The following is a 23,644-nucleotide window of genomic DNA, read 5'->3' on the forward strand; positions in this document are numbered from 1 at the left end:
AATAATGTAAAGTCAACCTCTCCCTCTCGCTGAGATCCCACCTAATTTGCTGAAAACTAACCCGATAGATAACTCTGCCATTCCTTGCCTGTATACATTAATATAACATTGAACAAAACATGTGCAGAGTTGTTAGCGGATTGATCCTTGTATTTATAATATTTCCTGCTAACTTATCGGCTCGATTAGCGATAGGCACTGCACGGATTAGTTAATTTAATCCAACCACTATTATTTATCTTTTTTGCAGCTGCCGAATATCGAACTTTAACTACAGGAATAGTATATGGACGCTTTAAGCACTGCATTTGTCTCTGCGGTAAACATGCTGAACGGGATACTTTGGGGACACGCTCTGGTTTACCTTCTTGTTGGGACTGGGATCTATTTCACCGCTCGCCTTGGTTTTATCCAAGTTCGCCAGTTTGGCCATGCGGTTCACGTATTGAAAAACGGCAAAGACGCAGGCACAGGAATTAGCTCGTGGCAAGTCTTTTGCACCTCTATGGCGGCACGCGTTGGCACCGGTAACATGGCGGGCGTAGCAGTCGCGATTACTGCTGGCGGCCCTGGTGCTATCTTCTGGATGTGGGCCATTGCAATGCTAGGCATGGCAACAGCATTTGTTGAATCAACACTTGCGCAAGTTTATAAAGTACAAGACAGCGAAGGTCAGTACCGAGGCGGCCCTGCATATTACATGGAGAAAGGCCTAGGTATGCGCTGGATGGGTTCATTGTTCTCTGTCTGCCTCATTGTTGCCTTTGGCCTTGTTTTCAACGCTGTGCAAGCAAACACAATTACCGATGCCTTAAGCCACTCATTTGGCGCTAACAAAGCAGTTCTTGGTGTTGTACTCGTTGCGGCTTCTGCCTTCTTTATCATGGGTGGCATTAAGAAGATTGCCCAAGCTTCTGCAAAAATTGTCCCTACAATGGCGATGATCTACCTTGCTATGGCCTTCGTTGTTGTATTGATGAACATCAGTGCCCTTCCAGCAGCACTAGCACTGATTGTGAACAGTGCATTTGGTTGGACTGAAGCCGCCGCTGGTGGTGTAGGCTTTACTGTCGCGCAAGCAATGCGCAGTGGTATCGCTCGTGGTCTATTTTCAAACGAAGCAGGTATGGGTTCAGCGGCAAACATAGCAGCTTCTGCAACACCAACACCGAACCACCCAGCTTCTCAAGGCTTTGTGCAAATGCTCGGTGTTTTTGTTGATACCATCGTCATTTGTACGGCATCTGCAGCTATCGTGATGCTATCTGGCGTACTTGACTCAGAAAGCAGTGCACAAGGCATCGCACTAATTCAACAAGCATTAACCAATGAGCTTGGTGGATGGACTGCGTATTTCATGTCTTTTGCTATTATTCTATTCTGCTTTAGCTCTATCATTGCGAACTACAGCTATGCAGAAACCAACATCATGTTCCTTAACGGCAACAATAACCGCGGCCTATTTGCTTTCCGTCTTGCGGTACTCGCCATGGTTATGTTTGGCTCTGTTGCCTCACTACCGTTAGTTTGGGATCTTGCTGATGTATCTATGGGTATGATGGCAATGGTAAATATTGTTGCTATGGTTATGCTATCTGGTCTGGCTATCCGCGTTATCAAAGATTATGAGACGCAGCAAAAGGCGGGTAAAGTACCAAGCTTCGACCCAAGTAAATTCCCAGAGCTAAATGACCTAGAAGGTGAAGCTTGGGATGGTGAACTGGTTAAAAACACCTAACAGCAAAATTAGATAAGTAAACACCGGGCTTAATGCCCGGTGTTTTTACATTAAGACCCAAGTACACAATACCATTGCCCCTCGGCATGGCCCCAAAAACCATGACATAATGATTAAATGCCCAACAGGTGAAGCAATGATCTCCACTTAAGTCAGTAAATATCGACCGAAACGACATTTTACGTTTATTCATTGGCAACTATTCGTTATCTTATGCATGTCCGAATTACACGTGGTTATGAAATGCCCATTAAAACCGATGAACTAAGAACGCAGGCTATTAAACAATTACCTAGTCCTGCAACACTCATTCAGCAATTGCCGCTTGATGACGAAACGGCTCAATTTATCCAGCAACGTCGTCAGGCTATCGAAGCAATTATATCTGGTGAGGACTCTCGCCTTCTCGTCATTGTCGGCCCTTGCTCTGTGCACGATACAGACGCTGCGATGGATTACGCCACACGCTTAGCAGCACTTCAAACTCAGTATGAAGATTCGCTCTTAATTGTTATGCGTACCTACTTCGAAAAACCACGTACCGTTGTAGGCTGGAAAGGCCTGATCTCTGATCCTCTGCTTGATAGTAGCTTCGATATTGAAGCCGGCTTACACAAAGCACGCGAGCTGTTACTCAACGTTAATAAAATGGGGTTGGCAACCGCGACTGAGTTCCTCGACATGGTGACAGGACAATATATTGCCGACCTCATCAGTTGGGGCGCAATTGGCGCGCGGACCACGGAAAGTCAAATTCACCGCGAAATGGCCTCTGCCCTCTCCTGCCCGGTTGGCTTTAAAAACGGCACCGACGGCAACGTACAAATTGCTATCGACGCCATTCGTTCCGCTCGTGCACCACATATTTTCAGCTCCCCTGACAAACAAGGCAACATGACGGTCTACCAAACCAGTGGTAACCCTTATGGCCATATTATTTTGCGCGGCGGGAAAACACCGAATTTCGATGCCGACTCTATCGCGCAATGCTGCAATGCCCTAAGTTCATTTTCATTGCCACAGCGACTTGTTGTTGATTTCAGCCACGGCAATTGCCTAAAAGAGCATAAACGTCAACTCGACGTCTGCGACAGTATTTGTGAACAGTTAGCGCAAGGTTCAACAAGCATTGCTGGTATTATGGCAGAAAGCTTTCTAGTCGAGGGGAATCAACCTATTGCCCCGAAACCAACGCTGACTTACGGGCAATCAATTACCGATGCATGCTTGAGCTGGGAAGATAGCGCTGAGCTGCTAGAGCGCCTTGCAATGGCAAGTACTGCTCGAATGAACACCCTTTTAAATCAAAAATAACAAGAGGAACACACAATGCCTTCGTTTGACATTGTATCTGAAGTCGATACCGTTGAATTGCGTAACGCAGTGCAGAACGCAGCCCGCGAACTCACTACTCGATTTGACTTTCGCAATGTAGAAGCTGAAATTGCCCTCGAAAAAGACGTGGTGAAGCTTCGTGCAGAGTCTGATTTTCAAGTCGGTCAACTCGCCGATATTCTGAGAAGCAACTTAGCGAAGCGTAACGTCGATGCACGTGCGATGGAGACAAAAGACATTGTCCATTCTGGAAAAACATTTAACCAAGATGTTGTCTTCAAACAAGGCATTGAAAGCCTCGTGGCCAAGAAAGTAGTTAAACTGATCAAAGACAAAAAATTGAAAGTCCAAGCTGCGATTCAAGGTGAAAAAGTACGCGTAACAGGCAAAAAACGCGACGATCTTCAGTCGGTTATGGCAGTAATTCGTGAAGCTGACTTCGAACAACCTTTCCAGTTCGAGAACTTTCGCGATTAATTATCACCCGCGCATGGTTATGGCAGCGATTTCCTCTTTGGTAGGTTATGCTGCCTTTTACATTGCAAGCGGTGGAGGTTTGAGCATTCGATTCCAATATCCATAAAAGATATTGACATCTAACCTACTGATTTAATATAGTCTTTTATAAGAGCTAATTGGCGGGGTATAGCGCAGTTTGGTAGCGCACTTCGCTGGGGGTGAAGTGGTCGCAGGTTCAAATCCTGCTACTCCGACCAATTAGCTCTTTTTTTTTGTCTGTTATCTCTCCAAACACCCACACTTATTTATCTCCCTCTATTTATTTCTTTTGATTACACAACGTGACTCACATCTCATCACAGGTGTAAATGAAGCAAGATCACACAACTGTTGTCGGTATCACACCCGAACTATTCATTTTGCTGAATAACATTCTAGACATCTATTTCTTAACCGCCACAATATTAAAAGTAGCGCTCAAATAAATATTGAGAATCAACACGTTTCTACTCTACATAACAGAAAGAAGAGTCAAGGATTATGACGTTAAACAGGCAGATTTTTACATGGGCATCTGGGCTATTATTTCTTCTCACAGTGATTGCTCTGGGAAGCAGCTTGTATCAAGTAAGGTTGTCCTTTATCACCCAACAGCAAGAACGTACTGTAGATACGGCTAAACAAGTTAGCTTTGCTCTGCAATCAGCACTCAGTGCTAAAGACATTGCAGCTGCAGAAACAACCTTAAACGCCATTTTTGATAACGGCTATTACAATGAAATCGCACTCCGCCTGCTTTGGAATGGGGAAATAATTACTCTCACCTACCAAGCCCAAGAGATATCGACACCGTTATGGTTAAGCTCCTTACCTCTCTTTAACGACTTTACTTATACTGAAACAATTACCAGTGGCTGGGTGCAGCTTGGTCAAATTACCCTCGTTGCCGATGCACAACCTTACTACAACTTGTTTTGGCAAAAGGTCATTAAATTTAGCGTCCTGCATTTGGCGCTCTTATTTATTTTCGCCATTATTCTCTTCTTAACGTTACGTCAAAAATTCAAACCTCTGCGCTATTTAGCAGAGCAAGCTAACAATCTTCTTCATAATAAACAAAGCAATGAAATTAAACGGCCTAAACAAGAAGAGCTAATAACCATTAGCCACACGTTAAATCACCTTGTTAAACAATTAAAACAGCACTTCGAGACTCAGGTAAAAGAGGCAGATAAATTAAGGGTACGCGCTTATCAAGATCAGATATCAGGGTTAGGAAACCGAAGCTTTCTCATTAGCCAACTTGAATCATGGTCAAACAGTGATGAAAGCGGTGGCTTTGCGCTGCTTTGCGCTGATTTGATCGAAGAAGCTTATCACGATAAAGGGTATGAAGAAGGTGACAAGCTGGTCGTCGCCCTCGCGGAACGGCTGCATAAACTAGCTGGTGCAGACTACATTACCGCACGCTTGTCACAAAAAGAGTTTGCTATAGTAGCACCAAATATCAGCAGCGAAGAGCTCAACTTTCTTGGCAAATCGATGCTGCATGCCATTATCGCCATTCAAGACAGCCCGCTCTCCGCTACGCCTCCCCCCGGCGCTGTCGGTCTAGTGTTTAAATCTCAGCCAAAAACGGCCAGTACCTTATTAGCAGAAGCTGACAACGCGCTCGCAATCGCTCGTCAAACCCCACTCGAGCCGATAACGCTGTTAAGCCATCACGACGCCATGAATAGCTTAAGCAAACATGAATGGCACAATTTGATTGATGAGGCAATTAATCAACAACTGTTCATGTTTAAACTACAAAAAGCCTGCAATCGACTCGGCGAACCCATGCACTTTGAGGTTTTTACATCGATTAATAAGTGGAACAAAACCTACACCGCTAAACAGTTTCTCGGGTCAGTTGAACAGCTTAAAATTGGGCCAAGATTGGATTCCCATATCATTGAATCAGTGATATCGCAGCTAAACTATGACCCAACATTGGGTCCTGTCGCAATCAATCTCACTGTCAGCAGCATTTGTGATACCGCCTTCATGCATTGGCTTGCGAAGACAATGCGCGAACATAATGCGCTAAAGGAACGATTGCTGTTTGAACTGCCCGAAGTGGTATTTGTGAAACATGCGCCAAGTGCGTTCCTGCTTTGCGATATTATTCATCAGAACCATTTTCAGTTTGGTATTGATAATTATGGTCGTCATTTTAGTTCGCTCGATTATCTGAATAAATTACGTCCAAGCTACGTTAAACTCGACTTTGCATACACCTCTGAACTAGACAATGAGAAGCGCAGTGATGTATTAGCCTCGGTATCTCGCACAGCTATGCAGCTCAATATCACGACTATCGCCACCCATGTTGAAACAGAAAGGCAGCTAGAAAAATTGTCTGACCTATTTATTAACGGTTTTCAAGGGTATGTATTTGATCATCCAGAAGCAGCGAAAACCGCCTAATGGGAAATCTCATTCTATGCAAATACACTTTATATCTCGCCAATAACAGTATGTTATTGATAGGATGATGAATCATAGAGAGTAACTTGCATGTGGCGACGAGGTAGTCGCCACACAAGCTGACCGACGTAAAATACAGATAAGGAATCAAAATGGCTGATCCACATATTGAATCGCCAATGGACCCATTGGATCACCTTACGGTTATCATATACCGCTTAGGTTTTACGCTGGCGTTCCCAGTGATTGCCTTTCTGCCTTGGAACCTAACTTTTCCGGTTGAGAGCCTTGTCTTCTTATGTGCTGCGATGTGTGCGTCGTCACTGCATATCTATATGAAGCCCTTTCGGCTATTGCTCCAATTCGCCACATGGATAGGTTTACTGTGCTTTGTATTTGGATTTCCTATGATAGGCATGGGCGGTGCTTTTATTACTTTGGGTGGGCTCTGCTTTAAAGAATATTTCTGCTTCAAAATTCCGGGATTGCCACTACAGCCTCTGATTCTGGCTGCGCTGTGGTTCTGTATGGTGTTTGATGTCGATATCGCGGCAAAAGTGCTAGCCGCAATATCAGCGTCTCTTTTTTTGGTAACGAGCATCTACAAATGGAGAATGCCAAGACACTTCGATATTGGTGATAAATCAAAGTATGACGTCTAACGGCAGTGTGTATACTTTTTACCCAAAAAGGTGTAATCAATTGCCGTATCTATCTTAAAAAACACCGCTTGTCTCGCTTTGTAACATGCACAGGTTATCGGTACACTACACCTAGCCGATATACTTAGCCCGTTAGGAAAAGAAATGACCCCGCAAAGCCCTTTTGAAGAACTCATTCATAGTCGCCGCTCAGTAAGAAAATATGACCAACAACATGCATTCGATCACACCGCTGTCACGAAAGCGCTAGATTTAGCCGTTTTGTCCCCCAACAGCTCAAATATGCAGTTGTGGGAGTTCCATCGTGTTATCGACAGCAATAAACGCGCTGAGCTTGCTAACTACTGTATGGGACAGAACGCGGCAAAAAGCGCCAATGAGTTAGTCGTGTTCACCGTCACACCTCGTAAATGGCGCACCCGTGCGGCGCTCAATGCTGAATATGTAAGAAGTAACTTTGGTGGCCGTGATGATGCAGCAGCTAAGAAAGCTTACAAATATTATGAAAAGCTCATGCCGTTCATTTACAACAATGATCGCTTTGGCTTATTTGGTCTTGCTCGTAAGGTTCTGACCACCGCATTAGGCTTACGCGGCCCTATGATGCGAGAGGTAACAAAGTCGGATGTTCGTGTTTGCCTACACAAAAGCGCCTCATTAGCAGCGATGACATTTATGACCGCAATGCGAGACCAAGGCTATGACACCTGCCCAATGGAAGGCTTTGACTCTGTTCGCATTAAGAAAATGTTGGGCCTAACCAGAGGCGATGAAATCTGCATGGTCATCAGCTGTGGTAAGCGTACAGAGGAAGGAATTTATGGTGAGCGGATGCGCGTAGATAGTAGTGACGTTATTTTTACTCACTAAACCGTAAATCGCCGCATTACCTCGATGCCATGCGGCGCTGACAGTCAATAATGACTGTCAGCGTTTAGATGTTAAGACTTGCGTTGATAAATGAAACTCGCAATCACAACGGTCAGTGGCACTGTCATAATCAAGCCGATACTACCCGCTAAACCATGAATCATTGCCAGTGACAATGCTGGAATATTCATAAATTGAATCATCGGCATCTGAAAACCCCATACCATCATGATGGTGGTCAGTGCACTTCCAACAAACGCCAATACCAATGTATTGGTCATCGTACCGAGAATATCGCGCCCAATACGTATCGTTGCAAACAGTCGCTGCCGTTCAGGTTGTTCTGGGTTTGCTTCTCGCAATTCGTGATAAGACGAAACCATGGATATCGCAACGTCCATCACTGCACCTAATGCGGATATCATAATCGCGACAAAGAGTAACCAACGGATTTGAATTTGACCTCGACCACCTAGGTAGAGCAGATCTTCGCCTTTTTCTAGATAAAGACCGTTTAACTGTGCCATCTCACCAAACAGTTGTGCCATGAAACCGGCAACGAATACGCCACCCAGAGTCCCCAACATGGCAACCAATGACTTTTTATTCCAACCTGCGACCAACAGAAAGTTAACCACTATTTTAATAAATATGAGTGACAGCGTCACTGGAATTGGATGAATGCCAGCAAAAATAGCAGGGATCAACACGCCAACCAATAACGCACCTGTAAAGTAGAGTGAGATGACTGAATTCAACCCTTGCATGCCAGCGAGCAAGACAATCAGTGCCACCACGATCCCAACCATCCAGTACACGGCATCAGCACGATCATGGTTAAATGGCCAATAGATAACTCTTTCGCCTTGCGGTCGAATTAACAAGATAAACTGTTCGCCCTGTTGTAGATAAACATTGTGTAGACGACTGATGCTGTTCTCAACCTCCACCTGTTTACCCGCTTCTTCCCCTGTCACTAAGGTAACTTTAAGGCGTTGCCTACCCGTAACAATACTGGGTACCATCGCATCAGCTTGGATCTGCTCCACCAGCACTTCATCAACCACGGCTTTGGCAAATGTTTGCTGCGTGTATGCTGCAGGGCGAAACCCCTCACTCACCTTCGGCGAGCCCCATAAAATTAACGTCGATAACACGACAATAAACAGAGAAAACAGCCAACTTCTTTTCATTTTTCTTACGCTCGGAACCAATAAAGGCGCCAGAGAGAGCCTCTCCCTGACGCCAGTTCTATTGTGCTAGTTTTAATGCTTACTGGGGTTGATGCTGGTAAGCACAACCTTCGTATAGCTCAGCTTCTGTTGCTGTTTCTGAATAGTTCGGGTTCGCAAACCAGCTATTCTCATCGGCAATATTGACTGACTTATGAATCGCAGTACGGTCGCCTGCGCCAGAGCGCATTACACAAATTTCTTTGTTCTGTAGTTGCGCCCAAAGAGCTTGACCTTCAGCGTCACGCAAGGCGGTGATCTCACCTTTGGTTAGGTGCTCACCCTTGTCGTTGATGGTACCCATTTGTTTGATGTGCCAATTAGCATTTGCAAATGCATTCGCGTCTAATTTGCCCACGTCAGCAACAAAATCGGTCAACATATCACGTACCGCATACGTCGCTTCGTTTGAAGAGTCCCAAATTACATTGTCTTCAGAGATCCAGCCTTTTGGAAGCATGGTTGAGCCGTAGCGGTAATCGTTAATGGCTAACACATAATCAGCATTCGGATCGAAGGCTACACCGCCAATTTCGGTAATCGTGATACGTTCGCCATCGCCACCGTTAGCGTACGCAGGTTTGCTAAGATCAACCGTATACGTTAAATCCCCTTCAAAGATGTCGTAGTTATATGCTCGCACATCTGGGTTAAACGATACTGTAATGTCACCGTCTTGATACTGGTTAAAGTAGCTGTATGACCACTCCATGTAGTCTTTCAGTTGCTCACCTTTAATGGTTACGGCAACTAGCTCGTTGTCGTACATGTAGAGGTTTGCACTGTCTTTCTTATGATAATCTTGGCCGTGGTACAAGTTAGAGGCATCAGAAAACAGTGCCGCTGCTGAAACATCGACTTTCACTGCATTGCCATTTGCATCAACAGCCTTCTCTTCAACAGTACGGATTTGAATTTGGTTAATCACATCAACCAATGGCATCGCATACAGTTTCGCAGAGTGAATGGTGGTATACAGACGCATGCCTTCACTGTTCGACACACGGTCTTCTAGTACCGCTTCATCTGCTGCACCGTTAGCTGAATAAGTGAAGTTGCCTTCAACGTTACCAATCTTCATGTTGGCATCGTCAGAAGACGCTTTGTGAATGCGCTGCATCTGCTCTTGCAATTCAGCACTCTCTTCAATGTCTGCCACTGTGCGGTTAGCTAGGGTTGTATCAACAATCTGCCATTTACCCGCATCATCTTTTGCCAATTCAATATCAGCCTTAGCCAGTGCCCAACCCCAGTTACCTGGTTCAATGATCTTCACTTTTTCATGGCGATTTTCATGGTTGTAAACACCAGAAAGGGCTTTGTCTTCTTGCTGATACTCACCATTTACAGAGATTTCTTTCATCTCTTGGGTTGGATCGTCACCCTTATTTACCTGCTCAATAAAACGAGCATGCTCGTGACCCATAAAGATAACGTCAAACTTATCAGCAAGCTTAGAAGCGATTTCATGTACACCTGTACCATGCTCTTTACGACCATAGTGCAGTGCGCCAATAATCACATCTGGTTGATGCTTGGCTGTTACTTCGTTAACCGCATCTGTCACTGCATCTAGTTCGTATTTGAAGTCTAGATTGCGGAAGTTATCTGGTGAGGCTGCCTGCCACACTTTTACCCAAGACGGCGTTAGACCAACGACTGCAACTTTAGCGCCATTAAAGTCAAATACTTGATAACCGCGCAAGAATGGCACTTCTTCTCCAGAAGCATCACACTCAGTCGCGTTCTTATCCCATATGATGTTTGATGAAACCACCGCACCATCAAAGGCACGTAAATTACGATCAATAAACGAACGTTCGAAATCAAACTCATGGTTGCCAGGCACCCACAGGTCATATTGCAATGCATTCATGGTATCAACAACAGGGTGAACGGGTTCATTGTTGAAAAGCTCTGCTGAGTTACCTTGAACGGTATCACCTAGATCAATCATCAGCATGTTTTCATTGTTTTCGCGCTCTTGCTTCAACAATGTCGCAATTTTGGTAAAACCTGCGTTACGGTCAACACCGTCAAGCGCATAGTCATAAGCAAAAATACGGCCGTGCATATCACCAGTGGCACCGATAGTGATGGTCTGAGATGTCAAAGTGCTATCTTGCCCTTTAACGATCACTTCTGGCGTCGGTGCTAGGGTTTCACATGTTGGTAATGCTAGAGCAGAGGCGCTAGCTAGAGCAGCAACAACAGCAGTTGTTACAGCAGTCAATTTGCTTTTATTCATCATAGTAATAAATGTCGTTCGTTTAATTAGGGAAACGTTTACGTCGGCTAATATACGCCTTTGGATTAGAATAAAAACACTATCTTGAGCACGAGTGTTTCAAAATGTAAATTCGGTAAGATGTATGTCTGTAAGGTAAAATGTAATCCGTTGCATGTTAATTGTTAACTTGATCGCAACAGGTGCAGGATAGAGAAAAGCTATTGATAAAATGACGAGGGAAGTGCAAAAATCTATTTGACGGTCTATTGACAAACAACAAATCAAACTGCCCTATCGTTATCAACAAATTCAAACTCAGAGTCACTCATGTTAAAAACGTTCATTACCATATTATTTGGATTAATTATTTCTTTGGGTGTAACGAGTACGCCTGCAGAAGCAAGACCTTCTCATACACCACCAGGGCATGCTAAAAAACATCATCACAAAAAACACGATAAAGTCATTATTGTTAAAGAGAAAAAGCACCACAAAAAGAAGTACAAATCACCCAAACATAAACCAAAGCACCGTTATTATCATCACAAAAAACTGCCAAAACGTACCCGCTATATCACAATTGGTCCGTTCACTTATGCGGTGGTTGATGGGCACTATTATCGTAGAAAGGGTGATCGCTATATAAACATCATTCTGTGAGCAAATAACGACAGGAAGCCAGTCTTTTGGGGGGGCTGGTTCCCTGCACTTCAACTGTCATAGATTAATCTTGACCTGGCACATCTGCTAACTCTGCATATTCGTGCAGGAGTTCTGTTAGCAATTTCACCCAACCAAATGCATCTTGTGGTGCATTCTGAACAATTCGTTCGACCCGTTCGCAATGTTGCTCCAAGGTTACGGCCTCTTCCAGCTGGAAAGAAATCGCATAGAAATGCCACAATAGCAGGCGAGTCATACGTTGACAGTTTTGTTTTGCATGCTCTGAGTCATCAAAAGCTTGTTGAGTTTCGCTCAACGCAATCGCAGACAAGCGTAATAAGGCATCAAATTGTGCCGAGCGCATACGTTCTTCACTGCTTACCTCTTCTTGTTCGAAAGTGAACAGCTCACTCATTGTCTCTTCTGGTACCATTCGGCCCAGCATACGCACACTAAACTCTTCGAGTTCATGCCGTGGCATGGTCATTAAACATGCTAAACGGTAGTCTCGTTCCATACTTCTCTCTTATCCGACATATTATTCTGGCGACATTCTACGTGCGTTCGGCGCATTTTCCAATCCACACTGAACGGTTAAATTGAGCTAGAGAAGTAACAAATCGATCATCTTTCCTGCAACTGCGTAACATTATAAATTTACTGCCATTTTATATTTAACTTAGCACTAATTTTGTATGGAAACGATTCCAACAGTGTTGTACACTCCGCAACCATAACGTGACGGGGATCGTATTTATAACTAAAAAACAGACGTAACATCCAACCCGAATCACAAAAAACAAAAACTCTGACCCTAATAACGAGCAATAAATGACAACAACAGATAGTAGCATGACAAAGCGCATGGGCATCCTTACCCTAACGTGGCCCATTTTTATTGAAACCACATTACGTATTCTGCTGGGCGTCAGTGATGTCTTTATGCTAAGTGGCTATTCAGATAATGCCGTTGCTGCTGTTGGCTTAACCAGTCAACTGACCTTTTTCTTGATTATCATCTCTATGATGGCAAGCAGCGGCGGTAACATTCTCATTAGCCGATATAATGGTGCTGGTAATCATCAAGGTTCGGCACAAGTGGCGGTGATCTGTGTCTGCCTATCAACAGCAATTGGCCTACTTTTAGGTGTTCTTGCTTTCTTTGGTGCCAGCCCTGTTCTCTCGCTGTACAGCCTTGCCCCTGCTGTCGAACAATACGCCCTAGAATATTTGCTGATTGCCGGAACTGGAATTATCACCATTAGCCTTGGCATCACTTTTTCTACCATTCTTCGCTGTCACGGCTACGCAAAACAGCCGATGCTAATCAACCTAATCACTGGACTTGGCAATATTGCTGGTAACTATTGCGTGCTCTATAGCCCATTTGGATTACCTGTTTATGGGGTGGCTGGCGTCGCCACTGTTACTGTGGTTTGTCAACTCATTGCTGCAATTGCAATGTGGTATATGATTCGCCGCCAAGGAATTGCGGTGCCTTTGTTGCAGTTCCGCCAAATCGAAAAGCGTTTATATAAGAAAACCATCAAGCTCGGCATGCTAAATGCTGGCGAAATGCTGTCGTACAATGTATCGCAAATGGTGATGATCTATTTCGTTACCCAAATGGGCACAGCTTCCCTCACTGCCTATACGTATGCACTGAATATTACTCGCTTGTCTTTCACGTTTGCACTCTCTGTGGGCCAAGCAACACAAATTCAGACGGGTTACTATATGGGCAAGCAGTGGTTTAGCGACATTACCGAGCGTGTGCAGCGTTACTTTGTCGCTGGACTGGCCGTTTCAACGACGGTAACTGTACTATTTGCACTGTTTCGCTACGATATTGTCGCTATCTTTACAAACAACCCTGAAATTGCCGCCCTTACCGCTGGCCTCATGATTGGTAGCATTGTTCTTGAAATGGGTCGCGTCGCTAACCTCATTATTATTAGTGCGCTACGCGGTGCTGGTGATATGGCGTTTACTGTTAAGGTGGGGATCTTTAGCATGTGGGGCATTGGAGTATTTTGTGCTTGGTTGTTTGGCGTGCAATTTGCTTTCGGTGTGATTGGGATCTGGTTGGGCACTGCCACTGATGAATGGTTCCGAGGCATGATTATGCTGCGTCGCTGGCGCTCAGCAAATTGGCAGCCACCATTGGCCGATCTCTCTCCAAACCTAGCGACAGATGAAGAGAGAAACATTATTGCGTATCAACAGCCTATTGCCGCGTAATGATTGGGCGTAGCTAATGGCGAGTGGCGAGCATTACAAATAGAAAATGGCTAACCATACCGTATCGATATCGGGCGCAGTCCAACTTACCCGATGTCGACACCCTGCAGCAATATGAACATAGTCGCCTTTTTGTAGACTGACTTCCCTATCTTCAAATTGTAATCTCGCTTTGCCCTCTAGCAGTAATACCCATTCATGTTGGTCTTGTTCGTACCAGTTTGTTTCCGGTGTTATCTGCCCTCGAGAAACGATCCGCTCAATCCTTAGCGTTGCACAGTTTAGCAAGTCGCTAAACTGTTCACTCGCCGAAGCATCTGGTAGTTGACTCAGCAGATTATTGACTTGTATATCCACCTATTCACCCTTATATATCGGTGAGCGTAACGTCATATAACGCCCTTCAAGGAAGTAAGCAGTTAAACAGGCTTAGTACTATACCTTCATCAGCGTTATGTATATGATGCCCAACAGCAGCGAAACAAAATAAACAGAGGCTAACGTGACAACACAAAAGAACAATCCACTTCATGGTGTAACACTGCAAATGATGGTCACCGACTTAGAAGCTTATTATGGTTGGGAAGAGTTAGGAAAGCGCATCGACATCCGTTGCTTTAACCATGAGCCCAGTGTTAAATCTAGTTTGAAGTTCTTGCGTAAAACCGAGTGGGCACGTGAAAAAGTCGAAGCGCTCTATATTGAGTCGTTTTTTTAACCCTACTCAATCGCACAAATTTGTCGGCCATCATCAAGGGCTTCTTCCACATAAGCCCCCATCAATTTGGTCCCTAGTGGTGAGGCCGGCGTCACCACAACAATATCATTTAATAGCTTTTCCCCACCAGCCACAGGTAACAGCCATAACCGAAGACCTTGGCTAAGTGTAACAATAGCACCAATGTCTATCTCATCATCTTCGGTAAATTCCCGAAGCACCAGTGCTTTTAAACGCAATATCGCACTCTCGCAATCTGCCACACGTTGAGACTGCCCATGCGCCAAATACGCTGCCTCTAACCCGATGGTATCGTATTGGGTTTCTGCTTTGCTCTCTTCGTGCGTTGCTGCGTTATGAGCGTTATCCGCCGCCCACAGGGCATTTTGCCGCTGCCGTTCTAATTCATGCACCAATTGCTGACGTAACCCGTCTTTGTTTATCATATTATCTCGCTAAACTCGCTAACCGACTTTCTCCGGCGACTTTACGCGACAGTGTAACGAGTAATCCCATTTGTTGCAGGTTATTTTTGCCTACCAGTGCAACAGCAGACATGCATCATTCCCATCATCAACGTAATGTCCTCTGGTGCGCTTCAACCATTCGCGTCATTTTCGCGTTCGCTCGACGTTGTGCGGCAAAGAAATCTTCTCCTTCATTCATCTCGATGACAACTTCATAATAACACTTCACTTTGGGCTCAGTGCCTGACGGGCGCACAATCACACGCGAGCCATCATCTAAGTCATAAATGAGAATATCACTTAACGGGTACTCCACCGGATTTTGCGTGCCATCGGTATGGGTACTCAAACCTGTAGCAAAATCATGACAACATCGAATGGGTATGCCAGCAATATCGGTTGGTGGTTGGGCGCGGAGCTTGTCGCCAATCAACGGCTGCCCGGCTTGGGTGGCAATGCTGTGCTGCGCATTGCAATAGAAACCATGTTGACGATATATCTCGGCTAACTTATCCCAAACCGTTATGCCTTGCTGAGCCAATATTTCCGTCATCTGTGCAAATATCAGCAGTGCTGACAATCCATCTTTATCCCAAACGGTGCTCCCAACACAGTAACCAATCGCCTCTTCGTAGGCCATTAGAAACGGATGGTTCGCTGACTGCTTATCTATTGCAACATTAGATAACCACTTAAACCCTGTTAGCGTTTGAAAATAGACCCCGCCATGCTGTGTGGCGATCTGCTGTAACAGTTTTGACGAAACGATGGTATTACCGACCATCCCATTAGGATATTGGCTCAATAGGTAGTCGGCCAACAAACAACCAAACTGATCACCGCTTAAACGTTGATAATTTCCCTGAGGAGTTTTAACGCTAACAGCAATACGATCGGCATCAGGATCGTTAGCAAAGGCTAAATCGGCGCCACAACATTCGGCTTCCTCTTCAACCAAGTCCATGGCTCCGGGCTCTTCTGGGTTAGGAAAGTTAACCGTTGGAAATGTGCCATCAGGCTCTCGCTGTGACGCCACACTATAAACTGAATGAAATCCCGCCTCTTTTAACAGGCTTTCAGCCATTTCTGCACCAACACCATGCATCGCAGTATACGCAATAGTTAGATGACTTGGTGTAATGGAAGCACTATACGGATGACAGAGAATCGCAGCTTTATATTGTTGATAATAGACATCGCCCACCCAATGCAACAGGCCTTGCTTTTCTCCTTCTGGCAACGGCATCTGCCTCACTGGTTGTTGTGCAGCCTCCTCTATTTTCGCTGCAATTCCCGCATCGTGCGGGGGGATGATCTGCGCACCATTATGCCAATAGACTTTAAATCCATTATATTGCGGCGGATTATGACTCGCTGTTACCACAATGCCTGCAGCGGCATTCCGCCTGGTAATGCCAAAGGCAACAATGGGCGTCGCGGCAACCTGCTCGGTCAGATAAACGTTAAACCCTTGTGCCATCAATGCCTCAGCGGCATCTCTAGCAAACTGCTTTGAATCGACTCTGCCATCATAACCAATAATCACACCACGCTGTTTGGCATCAGGTACGTGTTGTTGCAAGTAATGGCCAAGCCCTGTCGCCGTTTCAATGATCACTAGCCGGTTCATTCGGTTAGGGCCTGCACCTACTACCCCTCGCAAACCCGCGGTTCCAAATGCCAAACGAGAAGAAAAGCGCAAAATCAGTTCATCTGTGGCTTTTCTATCGATAAGTTCACTCAGTTCAGCTTGTGATACATCATCAATATCACGCGCAAGCCATGCTTTTGCTTGCTCATATATCTGCTTCACTTGTGCTGAATCCATAGATACTGGGTTCATCCTCTATCTCCTCTCACTGGCGCAATATCGAGTTATTATCCTTTCTTTTAGTATGGCCAAAAAAGCACCGAAATGGACGTAAAGAACCACATCCCTGATTATTCATCGGTATGTGGCTCACAAAAAGTTCGTCAGGCGATAATTATTGGGAGATGGCGGTCTTATTACTCACCGAGTTATCGCGTTCTTCCTCTAAACGGGCAAAATGAAGAGTGACCGCGTCACGTTGCGCTTCATTTAAGATCACACCAAGCTTGGTTCTCCGCCACAACACATCATTCGCGGTAATAGCATATTCATGGTTTATCAGATATTCCATCTCTTTACTAAACACCTCTGGCGCAATCTCTTCTCCCATATCGGTTTTATTTTTTACCTCAGCAAGAAGCGTGTGAACATTTGAACCATACTGGCGCAATAAGCGTCGGCGCAATGCCACTGACATCCAGGGCTGCATGCGAGAAAGTCGCGTATCCCATTGTGAGAATTCAAACCCTTCTCCACCGGGCAAACATGCACCCGCTGTCCAAGCACTGCCCATCTCAGGGAAATACGGCTTAAGTTGCTGCATTGCTGTCTCGGCGAGTTTACGGTATGTCGTTAACTTTCCACCAAAAATAGACAGTAACGGCCCTTGTTCATCGTGTTGTTCCAAATTCAGTGTATAGTCTCGGGTTACGGCCTGCGGTGAGTCCGATTCGTCATCACAAAGTGGGCGAACGCCACTAAATGACCAGACGATATGGCTGCTATCTAACTGCTTAACAAAATGCGCGTTGACAACATCCAATAAATATTGTTTTTCACTCTCTTCTATTGCCACATTGCGTGGCTCTCCACGGTATTCCACATCTGTGGTACCTATCATCGAATAGTCGTGCAAATACGGGATAACAAAGACAATACGCTTATCATCATTTTGAAGGATGTAGGCACGTGGGTCGTTATGCAGCTTTGTCACTACGATATGTGACCCTTTAATCAAGCGGATCCCTCGTGGTGATACCGCCTCCAATTGCTCGGTGATGACACTGTTCACCCAGGGGCCTGCCGCATTAATTAAAGCGCGGCACCGGCGGATTTCCTCACGCTGCGTCGTCTCATCAAATAAGGTTACCTTCCATAAAGCACCTTCGCGCTCAGCCTTTTCAACGCGGCAATAGTTGCGCACTTCAGCACCATTTTGCGCTGCTTGTTTAATGTTCTCGATAACGAGTCGCGCATCATCCACCCAGCAATCTGAATACTCAAAGCCGTTCATAATTTCAGGTTTCATTATCGCAGAGTCGTTTAAATCAACGCCATGAGACCCTTTCAATGTTGTACGTTTGCCTAAAAAATCATAAAGAAACAGCCCGGCACGGATCATCCATGCGGGACGTAAAAACGGGCGATGTGGCAAAACGAATCGCATGGGCGTCACGATATGCGGAGCTTTCGCTAATAACACTTCACGCTCTCTTAGTGCCTCTGCTACTAAACGAAACTCATAGTGCTCTAGATAACGCAGGCCGCCATGTATTAATTTCGAACTCGCCGAGGACGTTGCTGATGCAAAATCCTTTGCTTCGTATAAACCCACTTTAAGGTTGCGCCCCGATGCATCTGCGGCAATACCCGCCCCATTTATGCCACCACCAATCACAATTACATCCAATGTATCCATGTCACCCCTTTCAACAACCCGCGGATATCTTGCTCATATAATGAGCATAGGATACAACGCCCATTTTCCATCAATTAATATAGGTCGCTCCTAAGCGCTGTCGTGAAATACAAATGAACGCATTGATATGGAACCCAAATCAAACCCCTCGGTGATATAAATAAGTTCATCATCTATGTTTGATGCGCCAGCAATTCATCTATGTTTGATGCGCCAGCAATAACAAGGGCCGGGGCATATCTAATCGCTTAACATCTAAATATGTGGCATTGTTGGAAGAGCGTATTGGTGGGCGGCTTCTTCAAAGAACCACTCGTAAAGTTAGCTTAACGCCAACGGGTCAGGAACTCCTTGCCCTAACTTCATCCTGCATGATGACATTAAATTAGGCAAACTCACTCAATTACTTAATGACTATGAAACCAGCTCGCTTCCTATCTGTGCCGTTTATTTGTCGGGAACGGTCATGCCTAGAAAAACACGAGCACTAATAGACTTTGCTGTTGACGAGTTTCTTGATAATGCATCAGGCGTAAAAAAGAAAAGTGACACCGTAGCGTAACAGTGTTTTCTTATGGTTTTAATTATTAAATTCTCTAGGGACAGCATCTAATGAGAGAAACCTAACGCTAAATTTTCGCCATATTGATGATTTCTCCAGCAAACAATCCCATTTATCCTCAAATTTCAATGTAGTTACTTGCATCCAATGTTAAAGCTGATTATCATTCTTCTCGTTCTCTGATGAGACACTGTACGACCGTAGCTCAGTTGGTTAGAGCACCACCTTGACATGGTGGGGGTCGGTGGTTCGAATCCACTCGGTCGTACCAACGTTTCCTTTAGATTTTATAATCCAAAGGCAAAACGGCAAAGACAGAATTTGGGTCTATAGCTCAGTTGGTTAGAGTACTACCTTGACATGGTAGGGGTCGGCAGTTCGAGTCTGCCTAGACCCACCAAATTCCAATAATCGCACTCTCGAAAGAGAATCCCATCGCGATTATTGAGGGCGATTAGCTCAGTTGGGAGAGCACCTCCCTTACAAGGAGGGGGTCACTGGTTCGAGCCCGGTATCGCCCACCACTTAAGTAAAAAACCCCGCTCTTTGAGCGGGGTTTTTGCGTTTACATTGAGAAAAATTATGGTGTTGAATCGGACCTCGCGTATTCGTTTTGAAGCCAACTTCAACCGTTTTAGCCCGTCGACTAATACATGAGTAGTGGGGCCTTGGCTAATGAGAAAATCGAGTTAATAAAACCTTGTAATGCTCTACGAACACAACGTGACACACAATGGTAATGCGCTGTGTCTTCCAAACTGTTGCTTACGTGGCTTTGGCATCTCTTCTCCTCACTTCTAATCACCTGATTTGGTATAGGAGATAAAGGGAAAGTGCGCCAATAATAAGGGTGTCTATATCGATACTTCTATTTGATTTCTTCTAAGAGTTTTCTATACCCGAAACACACCTTCTTGGCAAAATAGCACCAAAACAGTTAATAATATTTACTTTTGTAGCAAATTGTTAGTAGCGCCAATGAATCTATTGCCTTCACCGTTGCTTTCTTGCAACATGCAGACGAGCGATCATACTTAATCGAAAAGAAAAAATGTTAGTAGACTCTTCGAATATAGCTTCAACGACCCATAGAAAAAGGAAACGACTATCTTAAAGCGTTACTACCTTGTTTTGCTGGCACTAGTGTATTGCATCGCATTAAATGCCTGCTCGTCTACCAGCTACAGTGAACATTCTGAGTCACAATTGTCGATTAGCCGCGAAGAACCAAGCTATCTCGCCAGCAGTATGGCACGCCTTCGTGGTAAGCACCCTGAAGACAAATCAGCATCACTCGTGCTTGCCGACCCCATCGATGCACTTGTCGCTCGAATTGCACTCATGCGTAAGGCGCAACATAGTCTCGATGTACAGTACTACATTTTTAAAAATGACCTTTCCGGGCAACTGCTTGCTAATGAGATGTTGCTGGCGGCAGATCGCGGCGTAAAAGTCCGTTTATTGGTTGATGATTTGGGTAGCTTCGGGAACGATAAAGCCCTATATGCCCTTAATGCCCACACTAATATCGATATCCGTCTGTTCAATGCTTTCTCCCGCAGCAGGGCAATGATTAGCCAATTAGTGAAAGTTAACAGCTATAAAACGCGTAGGATGCACAACAAAGCGCTGATAGCTGACAACCAGTTATCAATTATCGGTGGACGTAACATCGGAAATGAGTATTTTGGGGCAAACGACGATGTCATCTTTGCTGACTTAGACGTCATGGTATCTCAGCCTGCCACACAACAGATTTCTAACGTGTTCGATGATTTTTGGAATAGCCCCATTGCCAGAGATGTTGTGGATAAATTCCAGTTTGAATTTGATCAAGAAAAACTCACAGCGCAACGAAATGCGTTAAGTCAGCACTTAGAAGAACAAAGTAACTCTGAATATGCACGAGCGGTTGGAGAAAGTAACCTAGTGCATGCTAATGGCATCTTTCAACTCGACTTTACTTGGTCAAACGTATTAGTCAGCGCCGACAAAGCCAAAAAAATTACCGCGCCGCGCGACGAGTTCGACTTGATGATGGCACCTCAACTAGAGTCACTATTTAGTTCTTTACAGTCCGATCTGATTTTAGTTTCACCCTATTTTGTTCCCGGCGATAAAGGCGTTGCGTACTTCAAGTCGCTGCGAGAGCGTGGTATTAACATCACGATTATTACTAACTCGCTGGCCTCAAATGATGTTCCAATCGTACACTCTGGCTATGCCAAATACCGTAAAGCGCTGTTAAAAATGGGTGTTCGTCTATTTGAAATTGATGGAAGAGATGTAAAAAAACGTCAATACAACTCGTTTAGCGACCGATTTGCGTCAAAATCCAGCTTGCATGCCAAGTTCTTTATTCTTGATAACAAAGCCACCTTTATCGGTAGCTTTAACTTCGACCCGCGCTCAGTGTTTGAAAATACAGAAATCGGTGTCACGCTGCTCTCTGAACCGTTATCACAAAATATTGCCAATGAAATTAACACCACGTTATATCAGGTCGCTTTTGAACTCACTCTAGATGAGCGTGACAAGATTGTTTGGACATTAGGTGACGAAAGCTACAACGTCGAACCCGGTACGAGTTGGTTAAAACGCAGCGCCAATGTCTTAATGGGATTATTGCCTGTTGAATCACAACTCTAGCTGAGCAGGTTCTACATACCGAAAAGCAACAACAGGCCGTTATAAACCAGAAATAAAAGACATAAACAGTCAGCCGAACTCTAAAATTCGGCATCCACCTGAAAAGTCATTTTCTCATTGGTAACAGGGTGACGAAGCGACAACTGCTCGGCGTGTAAATGCAAGCGAGTTGACTTATATCCGTAAAGATCATCACCAACAATAGGCATATTTAGCCCATCTATGTGCGCACAATGAACGCGTAATTGATGAGTTCGTCCCGTTTTCGGGTAGAGGTAAACCTTAGTACGATTGTTTTTGCGTTCTATCACTTCAAAGGTTGTTTCTGCTGGTTTCCCATCGGTGAAACAGACCATCTGCCGTGGGCGGTCGCCAATATCTCCTCGTATGGGTAGCGCTATCTTTCCTCGCGATGGCTCAACATGTCCCTCAAGTAGGGCCACATATCGCTTCGACACCGTGCGGTTTATAAACTGTTGCTGGATAATTTTGTTTGCTTCAACACTTAAAGCCAATACCAATAGCCCAGATGTTGACATATCAAGCCGATGCACAATCAATGGGCCAGTGGCATCTGGATAGCGCGCTTTAATCCGGCTATACACGGAATCTGTTATGCTCTTTCCTGGCACAGAGAGAAACTCGGCAGGTTTATTTACGATCACCATCGCTGAGTCTTCATAAATAATCTCTAAATCTCGCCCTTGAGCTGGATTGACGATCAGAGGGCTGTCATCGGTTTCGATACCCTCTAGCATATGCGATAAAATCTCAAAGCATTTGCTTTGGCAAACTGGATAGAAATTTTTGTGCTGCCTAATCTGATCTTTGGGTGAAGCGCCCCACCAAAACTCTGTAATGGCTAATGGGGTGATATCATGCAAAAAAGCATGGTTTAATAACTTTGGCACAACGCACTCTCCAAGCCCACTAGGAACTGAAGCGATAACATCATGGTTTAAGCTCATCAACTCATCTAAGTGCTTTACCTCTCCCGCTGCATTTCTAAAGCGAAACAATTTAAATCGCTCTTCCAACGCGTTATTAATCGCCCTCGTTCGCGCTGCTTTTAAATCGTCAATCGCGGTTCGTCTAGCATTTAAGGTAGCGGTTAGTGCTTCAACCTTAACAAGCCATTGCTGCTTTAGCGTTTTAAACGCCCTCTTCTCTTGACTACTTTCTTTGGCCAATCTATCGCGCAATGCAAAGTCTTGATCGTAAGCCGGAGAATCTCTTAGTGCTTTTCTTTGCCGCTTCGCTGCGCTGATGCGTTGTCGCTCCGCTTCAATTTCCCTCTCAGCTTGGTCTGTTTCTGTGCGTAATTGTTTTGATAGCTCAGCAAAATCTTGCTGGTTTTCTAACTCATCAATAGCTGCGTTCAATTGGTTGATGGCCATACCATGTTTGCTAGAAAGCGCTTGCTCACGCTCAGTGTCAAACACCGGCGGCACAAAACCCGGCTGAATATATTCCCCAGCCAATGTTCCTGCAAAACCAGTCAAATAGCCTATTTCACCCGATTTGTCTTTTCCCAAAAGTACGCCAAACATCTTACCGCCTGCGGCAACGTTGTCCGAGCCATGATCGCAAACCAAACTAAAGTCATGCTCCCAATCCGTTTGCGCCATCAAGTGTTGTTGTAACTCTTCTACTGCTAGCAAGCACAGTGGATGCGGATCATAATAGTAGGGAAAAGTGAAACGCTCAGGTAACGGGATTGACTGTATATTTTGCTTAAAGTGGCTAAAAAAGGCAGTAGAGGAAGGCATAACAAGTTCCGAAGTAAAGGGACAGCTGTGTCTAATAAAGACCAGCAATGTCGAACGAGCGCAGTTTACCA

At 44.9% G+C, this 23,644-nt stretch carries 18 protein-coding genes, 4 tRNA genes and 2 pseudogenes; 15 read left to right on the top strand and 9 right to left on the bottom strand.

Annotated features, from left to right (window positions below; all coding sequences use genetic code 11):
- Positions 1-286 precede the first annotated feature (286 nt).
- The 7 genes from ACKLNH_RS00210 to ACKLNH_RS00240 all read left to right on the top strand — a co-directional run bounded on the left by ACKLNH_RS00210 (position 287) and on the right by ACKLNH_RS00240 (position 7,533).
- Complete coding sequence (locus ACKLNH_RS00210) at positions 287-1,738, top strand: alanine/glycine:cation symporter family protein (protein WP_413110232.1); 1,452 nt, start codon at positions 287-289, stop codon at positions 1,736-1,738.
- Positions 1,739-1,981: 243 nt separating this feature from the next.
- Positions 1,982-3,052 (top strand): 3-deoxy-7-phosphoheptulonate synthase, encoded by a 1,071-nt coding sequence (locus ACKLNH_RS00215; RefSeq protein WP_413110233.1) that lies wholly within the window; start codon positions 1,982-1,984, stop codon positions 3,050-3,052.
- Between the two features lie 15 nt (positions 3,053-3,067).
- Positions 3,068-3,550 carry a YajQ family cyclic di-GMP-binding protein gene (locus ACKLNH_RS00220; protein WP_413110234.1) on the top strand — a complete coding sequence of 161 codons (483 nt, stop codon included), beginning with the start codon at positions 3,068-3,070 and terminating at the stop codon, positions 3,548-3,550.
- Between the two features lie 162 nt (positions 3,551-3,712).
- Positions 3,713-3,789 (top strand) — tRNA-Pro (locus tag ACKLNH_RS00225).
- 283 nt (positions 3,790-4,072) lie between these two features.
- The gene (locus ACKLNH_RS00230) at positions 4,073-6,001 is read left to right on the top strand and encodes an EAL domain-containing protein (RefSeq protein WP_413110235.1); all 1,929 of its coding nucleotides are present in this window, start codon (positions 4,073-4,075) and stop codon (positions 5,999-6,001) included.
- Between the two features lie 152 nt (positions 6,002-6,153).
- Complete coding sequence (locus tag ACKLNH_RS00235) at positions 6,154-6,663, top strand: DUF2301 domain-containing membrane protein (RefSeq protein WP_413110236.1); 510 nt, start codon at positions 6,154-6,156, stop codon at positions 6,661-6,663.
- 144 nt (positions 6,664-6,807) lie between these two features.
- Complete coding sequence (locus ACKLNH_RS00240; protein ID WP_413110237.1) at positions 6,808-7,533, top strand: nitroreductase family protein; 726 nt, start codon at positions 6,808-6,810, stop codon at positions 7,531-7,533.
- Positions 7,534-7,604: 71 nt separating this feature from the next.
- On the opposite strand, the gene ACKLNH_RS00245 is transcribed toward ACKLNH_RS00240, so the two are convergent.
- Together ACKLNH_RS00245 and ACKLNH_RS00250 are read right to left on the bottom strand one after the other, a co-directional pair.
- Positions 7,605-8,726, bottom strand: coding sequence for a YibE/F family protein (locus ACKLNH_RS00245; RefSeq protein ID WP_413110238.1), 1,122 nt, complete (start codon positions 8,724-8,726; stop codon positions 7,605-7,607).
- A 79-nt stretch (positions 8,727-8,805) separates the two neighbouring features.
- Complete coding sequence (locus ACKLNH_RS00250) at positions 8,806-11,016, bottom strand: bifunctional metallophosphatase/5'-nucleotidase (protein WP_413110239.1); 2,211 nt, start codon at positions 11,014-11,016, stop codon at positions 8,806-8,808.
- 306 nt (positions 11,017-11,322) lie between these two features.
- Here ACKLNH_RS00250 and ACKLNH_RS00255 point away from each other — a divergent pair, with 306 nt between their 5' ends.
- Positions 11,323-11,655 (top strand): VPA0510 family protein, encoded by a 333-nt coding sequence (locus tag ACKLNH_RS00255; protein ID WP_413110240.1) that lies wholly within the window; start codon positions 11,323-11,325, stop codon positions 11,653-11,655.
- Between the two features lie 64 nt (positions 11,656-11,719).
- On the opposite strand, the gene ACKLNH_RS00260 is transcribed toward ACKLNH_RS00255, so the two are convergent.
- Positions 11,720-12,175, bottom strand: coding sequence for an exoribonuclease R (locus ACKLNH_RS00260; protein ID WP_413110241.1), 456 nt, complete (start codon positions 12,173-12,175; stop codon positions 11,720-11,722).
- A 314-nt stretch (positions 12,176-12,489) separates the two neighbouring features.
- Here ACKLNH_RS00260 and ACKLNH_RS00265 point away from each other — a divergent pair.
- Positions 12,490-13,812: pseudogene (locus ACKLNH_RS00265) on the top strand (MATE family efflux transporter); the annotation flags it as partial.
- 120 nt (positions 13,813-13,932) lie between these two features.
- Here ACKLNH_RS00265 and ACKLNH_RS00270 read toward each other — a convergent pair.
- Positions 13,933-14,256: a cupin domain-containing protein gene (locus ACKLNH_RS00270; RefSeq protein WP_413110242.1), complete on the bottom strand. Its 324-nt coding sequence runs from the start codon at positions 14,254-14,256 to the stop codon at positions 13,933-13,935.
- Positions 14,257-14,401: 145 nt separating this feature from the next.
- On the opposite strand from ACKLNH_RS00270, the gene ACKLNH_RS00275 reads away from it, so the two are divergent.
- Positions 14,402-14,617: a VF530 family protein gene (locus ACKLNH_RS00275; protein WP_413110243.1), complete on the top strand. Its 216-nt coding sequence runs from the start codon at positions 14,402-14,404 to the stop codon at positions 14,615-14,617.
- 2 nt (positions 14,618-14,619) lie between these two features.
- Here ACKLNH_RS00275 and ACKLNH_RS00280 read toward each other — a convergent pair whose 3' ends face one another.
- From ACKLNH_RS00280 to glpD, 3 genes are all read right to left on the bottom strand, one after another.
- A complete protein-coding gene (locus ACKLNH_RS00280) occupies positions 14,620-15,063 on the bottom strand; it encodes a hypothetical protein (RefSeq protein WP_413110244.1) in 444 nt (147 codons plus the stop codon).
- A 127-nt stretch (positions 15,064-15,190) separates the two neighbouring features.
- The gene (locus ACKLNH_RS00285; protein WP_413110744.1) at positions 15,191-16,888 is read right to left on the bottom strand and encodes a phospho-sugar mutase; all 1,698 of its coding nucleotides are present in this window, start codon (positions 16,886-16,888) and stop codon (positions 15,191-15,193) included.
- A 181-nt stretch (positions 16,889-17,069) separates the two neighbouring features.
- Positions 17,070-18,593, bottom strand: coding sequence for a glycerol-3-phosphate dehydrogenase (gene glpD / locus ACKLNH_RS00290; RefSeq protein WP_413110245.1), 1,524 nt, complete (start codon positions 18,591-18,593; stop codon positions 17,070-17,072).
- A gap of 236 nt (positions 18,594-18,829) precedes the next feature.
- On the opposite strand from glpD, the gene ACKLNH_RS00295 reads away from it, so the two are divergent.
- The 4 genes from ACKLNH_RS00295 (at position 18,830) to ACKLNH_RS00310 (ending at position 19,679) form a co-directional block, all read left to right on the top strand.
- On the top strand, positions 18,830-18,982 hold the full coding sequence (locus ACKLNH_RS00295) for a LysR family transcriptional regulator (protein ID WP_413110745.1): 153 nt from the start codon (positions 18,830-18,832) through the stop codon (positions 18,980-18,982).
- 367 nt (positions 18,983-19,349) lie between these two features.
- Positions 19,350-19,426 (top strand) — tRNA-Val (locus tag ACKLNH_RS00300).
- Between the two features lie 52 nt (positions 19,427-19,478).
- Positions 19,479-19,555, top strand: a tRNA-Val gene (locus ACKLNH_RS00305).
- 48 nt (positions 19,556-19,603) lie between these two features.
- Positions 19,604-19,679 (top strand) — tRNA-Val (locus ACKLNH_RS00310).
- A 61-nt stretch (positions 19,680-19,740) separates the two neighbouring features.
- Here ACKLNH_RS00310 and ACKLNH_RS00315 read toward each other — a convergent pair.
- Positions 19,741-19,867 (bottom strand): annotated as a pseudogene (locus ACKLNH_RS00315) (transposase); the annotation flags it as partial.
- 494 nt (positions 19,868-20,361) lie between these two features.
- Here ACKLNH_RS00315 and ACKLNH_RS00320 point away from each other — a divergent pair.
- The gene (locus tag ACKLNH_RS00320) at positions 20,362-21,804 is read left to right on the top strand and encodes a phospholipase D family protein (RefSeq protein WP_413110246.1); all 1,443 of its coding nucleotides are present in this window, start codon (positions 20,362-20,364) and stop codon (positions 21,802-21,804) included.
- 80 nt (positions 21,805-21,884) lie between these two features.
- On the opposite strand, the gene ACKLNH_RS00325 is transcribed toward ACKLNH_RS00320, so the two are convergent.
- Positions 21,885-23,573, bottom strand: a complete 1,689-nt coding sequence (locus ACKLNH_RS00325) for a pseudouridine synthase (RefSeq protein ID WP_413110247.1) — start codon at positions 23,571-23,573, stop codon at positions 21,885-21,887.
- Between the last annotated feature and the right edge of the window lie 71 nt (positions 23,574-23,644).

It is taken from the genome of Thaumasiovibrio clandestinus (assembly GCF_047250365.1).
Lineage (GTDB): Bacteria > Pseudomonadota > Gammaproteobacteria > Enterobacterales > Vibrionaceae > Thaumasiovibrio.

Coding starts and splice junctions, on each gene's coding strand:
- ACKLNH_RS00215 (WP_413110233.1), top strand. CDS start 1,982: ATGCCCATTAAAACCGATGAACTAAGAACGCAGGCTATTAAACAATTA.
- ACKLNH_RS00240 (WP_413110237.1), top strand. CDS start 6,808: ATGACCCCGCAAAGCCCTTTTGAAGAACTCATTCATAGTCGCCGCTCA.
- ACKLNH_RS00210 (WP_413110232.1), top strand. CDS start 287: ATGGACGCTTTAAGCACTGCATTTGTCTCTGCGGTAAACATGCTGAAC.
- ACKLNH_RS00250 (WP_413110239.1), bottom strand. CDS start 11,016: ATGATGAATAAAAGCAAATTGACTGCTGTAACAACTGCTGTTGTTGCT.
- ACKLNH_RS00230 (WP_413110235.1), top strand. CDS start 4,073: ATGACGTTAAACAGGCAGATTTTTACATGGGCATCTGGGCTATTATTT.
- ACKLNH_RS00280 (WP_413110244.1), bottom strand. CDS start 15,063: ATGATAAACAAAGACGGGTTACGTCAGCAATTGGTGCATGAATTAGAA.
- ACKLNH_RS00245 (WP_413110238.1), bottom strand. CDS start 8,726: ATGAAAAGAAGTTGGCTGTTTTCTCTGTTTATTGTCGTGTTATCGACG.
- ACKLNH_RS00235 (WP_413110236.1), top strand. CDS start 6,154: ATGGCTGATCCACATATTGAATCGCCAATGGACCCATTGGATCACCTT.
- ACKLNH_RS00325 (WP_413110247.1), bottom strand. CDS start 23,573: ATGCCTTCCTCTACTGCCTTTTTTAGCCACTTTAAGCAAAATATACAG.
- ACKLNH_RS00255 (WP_413110240.1), top strand. CDS start 11,323: ATGTTAAAAACGTTCATTACCATATTATTTGGATTAATTATTTCTTTG.
- ACKLNH_RS00260 (WP_413110241.1), bottom strand. CDS start 12,175: ATGGAACGAGACTACCGTTTAGCATGTTTAATGACCATGCCACGGCAT.
- ACKLNH_RS00220 (WP_413110234.1), top strand. CDS start 3,068: ATGCCTTCGTTTGACATTGTATCTGAAGTCGATACCGTTGAATTGCGT.
- glpD (WP_413110245.1), bottom strand. CDS start 18,593: ATGGATACATTGGATGTAATTGTGATTGGTGGTGGCATAAATGGGGCG.